Origin of the sequence: uncultured Thiocystis sp. (genome assembly GCF_903866365.1) — a bacterium.
GTDB lineage: Bacteria > Pseudomonadota > Gammaproteobacteria > Chromatiales > Chromatiaceae > Chromatium.
The window spans coordinates 1-3,142 of the sequence record NZ_CAIPNF010000064.1; the positions used below are offsets into that span (position 1 = coordinate 1).

Sequence of the window (3,142 nt, forward strand, 5' to 3'; positions counted from 1 at the left end):
CGCTGGCCGCCTATGACCGCGCCTTCTTCCCGACCGAGCGTCACGCCTTCCTGCAACGCTGGATCGCGCAACCCCAGACCCTGGCGCTCGGCCTGCTGCACGGCGACCGTCTCCTCGGCTATGGCGTGCGGCGTGCCTGCCGCAATGGCTACAAGATCGGCCCGCTCTTCGCGGATACACCGGACGCGGCCGATACCCTTTTTGGTGCGCTGTGCGCTGGCCTTCCCGCCAGCGACCCGGTGTTCCTCGACACGCCCGCCTCCAATCCCGCCGCCCTCGCCCTCGCCGAGCGCCACGGCCTGCGGCCCACGTTCGAGACGGCCCGCATGTACGCCGGTCCCGCCCCCGCGCTGGCGACGGCGCGGACCTATGGCATCACCAGCTTCGAGTTGGGTTGATCCGCCTCCGCCACGTCATCGCTTCGGCTGGAACCGACCTTGATGGAACTTGATACCACTCCAAAGTCCCCCACGCCCCGCGCCCGCTATCGCGGCGCCCTGCTGGGCCTGGCCGCCGGCGATGCGCTCGGCACCACGCTCGAATTCACCCGCCCCGGCTCCTTCGCACCGCTCACCGATCTGGTCGGCGGCGGTCCCTTCCGGCTCGCGCCGGGCCAGTGGACCGACGACACGTCCATGGCGCTCTGTCTGGCCGAGAGCCTGATCGTCTGTCAGGGTTTCGATGCCGCCGACCAGATGCGCCGGTATCTGCGCTGGCGCGACACGGGCCGCTGGAGCAGCACCGGGCGTTGCTTCGACATCGGCGCCACGGTGGCGAGCGCGCTGAACCGCTTCGCGCAAACGGGCGATCCCCTGGCCGGCTCCACCGATCCGCACAGCGCCGGCAATGGCGCGCTGATGCGCCTGGTCCCGGTGCCGTTGGCCTTCGCCCAGGATCCGCCGGCGGCGGTGGCCCACGCGGGCCAGATGTCGCGCACCACCCATGGCGCGCCCGAGGCGGTGGATGCCTGTCGCTATTATGCCGGCCTCCTCGTCGGCGCCGTGCAGGGCGTCCCCAAGGAGACGTTGCTGGCCCCCGCGTTCGCGCCGGCGGGCGTCGATTGGAACGCGGCCCCCCTGGCGCCCGCGATCGCGGCCATCGCCGCCGGTTCCTTCAAGGTCCGTCATCCGCCCGCCATCCGGGGCACCGGCTATGTGGTCCAAGCGCTGGAAGCCGCGCTCTGGGCCTTCCACACCAGCGACAGCTTCGCTACGGGCGCGCTCAAGGCCGTCAATCTGGGCGAGGATGCCGACACCACCGGCGCCATTTATGGCCAACTGGCCGGCGCCTATTATGGAGTGGAGGCAATTCCCGCGACGTGGCGCGCCCGGCTGAGTCGGGCCGCCGAGATCCGCCAACTGGCCGATGGGCTGCGCGAACTGGCGGGGCTAGGCGCGACGCCTTGAGGCGCGGACGCGGCGCCGGCGGCGCGCGCCCCTCAACGCCCCGGCACGGACCCGCGACAGACCGTCTCGTACAGCAGCCGATCCAGCGCCATCATCTCGATGGGCGGCGCGGAGGGCAGCACCACCGCCTCCAGGCGCGTCAGCTCGCGCGCGATGAAGGCATTGAGGACTGGGCTGGGCGCACCGTGCGCCGCCTCGTCCACCGCGCGCTTGCAGCGCAACAGGTCATCGATGGCGGCGCGCAAGGCCGGCTCATCGATCAGCGTCTCGACCAGGGTCTCGAAACGCATCGGCGCCGGTCCGCGCCCCTGTTCGACCCAGCACGTCGCCAACAGCGGGCGCAGCACATAGAGATATTTCTTGAGGCGCACCCGGTCGCCGCCCAGGTAGGAGCGGGCATTGCCCCGCGCCATGTGCAGGTAATGATGAAACGACCGCTCGGGCCGGTGCAACCGCCGGGCGGCCGCGCGTAGCGCCTCCAGAAAGACCGGATCGGCGCGGTAGACGATCGGCGAGTCGAGCCACTCGATCAGGGTCGCGTTGCCCTTGTGCAGCAGCGCGAGCGCCTTACGCAACTCCCAGCCGTTGATGTCCAGGTCATCCGCGATCGGCTGCTCGATGACATCGCGTGACGGATGGACGCGCAGATACCACGCCAGCGGAGGCACATAGAGAAAGCGGACATCGTAGTCGCTGTCGGGCGAGGCGAAGCCCCAGGCACGGCTGCCCGATTCGCAGGCATAGAGAATCCGCACCTCCCGCGTGGCCTCGATGGCGGTCAGCCGGTCGAGGATGTCAGCCTGGATGGCGGGATCGATGACCGCTGACCCGAGAAGATGCGATTCATGCGGCGAGTACGCATTGTTCGTCATTGACCGTCTCGATCTGCTCATTGAGCGTCCAGTCGTCGTCAAGAAAGCCGATCAGGAACAACCCCCCGGTCAGCAGCCAGATCAGGTCATCGTCCTTGACGCCTGGGGTAAAGCGTCGCTCCGCCCGTCGGTGCATCCCCGGAATCAAGAACAGGTCGATCAGCCAGCCGATGCCGAGCAGACCGAGCTTCAGGAACCAGAGCGTACCGGAAAGGGGCTTGCCGTCGTCGAAGCGATGCGCGCCCATGAACCCAAAGATCCACAGCAGATAACCGATCAGGAGCGAGTGGGTCGCTGCCTCCGGCTGGTGCATCCGTTATCCCCGCATCGCTTTGAGTGGCGCTACTTTTTCGGGCAGGCTCTCGGGCGCCGGTTCCGACTCCGGTTCTGTGCTCGGCTCCCGCTCCACCGGCTTCCCCTTCAACATCTGCTCGACCTCGCGGGCGTGGCGGGCCAAATAGATCGTCAGGTTCTCCAGATCCGGTTCAGGCAGATTCGGCAACACCTGATCGGCACGGAGCCACTGCGCCAAACGCTCGGCGTTCTCCAGAATGCGGTCATCGGCATCGGCGGCCTTCTTGTCGGCAGTCCGCAAACGCTCAACTCCTCGGCGGTCTTTCACGATGTATTCGATCTCGATCATGGTGCTGGGCTCCTGCGCCCGATGGGTCTTGTGCGACGAGTCTCACCCTCGGGCGTCGAGGATCGATGGCCGTCAGTCATGGTCTGGTGCTCAGTCGTTCGGCGCGACTGCTGACCAGGGTTCGATCAACGCCGGGTCATCCTGAGCCGGCGTATTCACCCGCCGGTCCACCGGATAGGCCATCATCGGCACGGGATCGCAGGGCGTGAGCAGCGCTTGCA

At 67.9% G+C, this 3,142-nt stretch carries 4 protein-coding genes and 1 pseudogene; 2 read left to right on the forward strand and 3 right to left on the reverse strand.

Going from position 1 to position 3,142, the window contains the following annotated elements; translation table 11 throughout:
* Positions 1-398, forward strand: a pseudogene (locus QZY07_RS04325) (GNAT family N-acetyltransferase); the annotation flags it as partial.
* Between the two features lie 42 nt (positions 399-440).
* Complete coding sequence (locus tag QZY07_RS04330; RefSeq protein WP_295400065.1) at positions 441-1,406, forward strand: ADP-ribosylglycohydrolase family protein; 966 nt, start codon at positions 441-443, stop codon at positions 1,404-1,406.
* 32 nt (positions 1,407-1,438) lie between these two features.
* Here QZY07_RS04330 and QZY07_RS04335 read toward each other — a convergent pair whose 3' ends face one another.
* The 3 genes from QZY07_RS04335 to QZY07_RS04345 are packed head-to-tail and all read right to left on the reverse strand — an operon-like array spanning position 1,439 to position 2,921.
* Positions 1,439-2,278 (reverse strand): nucleotidyltransferase domain-containing protein, encoded by an 840-nt coding sequence (locus QZY07_RS04335; RefSeq protein ID WP_295400067.1) that lies wholly within the window; start codon positions 2,276-2,278, stop codon positions 1,439-1,441.
* Positions 2,250-2,591: a TM2 domain-containing protein gene (locus tag QZY07_RS04340; protein ID WP_295400069.1), complete on the reverse strand. Its 342-nt coding sequence runs from the start codon at positions 2,589-2,591 to the stop codon at positions 2,250-2,252. The genes QZY07_RS04335 and QZY07_RS04340 overlap by 29 nt, the downstream gene beginning before the upstream one ends.
* 3 nt (positions 2,592-2,594) lie before the next feature.
* Positions 2,595-2,921, reverse strand: coding sequence for a YebG family protein (locus QZY07_RS04345; RefSeq protein ID WP_295400071.1), 327 nt, complete (start codon positions 2,919-2,921; stop codon positions 2,595-2,597).
* Positions 2,922-3,142 lie beyond the last annotated feature (221 nt).

Coding starts and splice junctions, on each gene's coding strand:
- QZY07_RS04330 (WP_295400065.1), top strand. CDS start 441: ATGGAACTTGATACCACTCCAAAGTCCCCCACGCCCCGCGCCCGCTAT.
- QZY07_RS04335 (WP_295400067.1), bottom strand. CDS start 2,278: ATGACGAACAATGCGTACTCGCCGCATGAATCGCATCTTCTCGGGTCA.
- QZY07_RS04340 (WP_295400069.1), bottom strand. CDS start 2,591: ATGCACCAGCCGGAGGCAGCGACCCACTCGCTCCTGATCGGTTATCTG.
- QZY07_RS04345 (WP_295400071.1), bottom strand. CDS start 2,921: ATGATCGAGATCGAATACATCGTGAAAGACCGCCGAGGAGTTGAGCGT.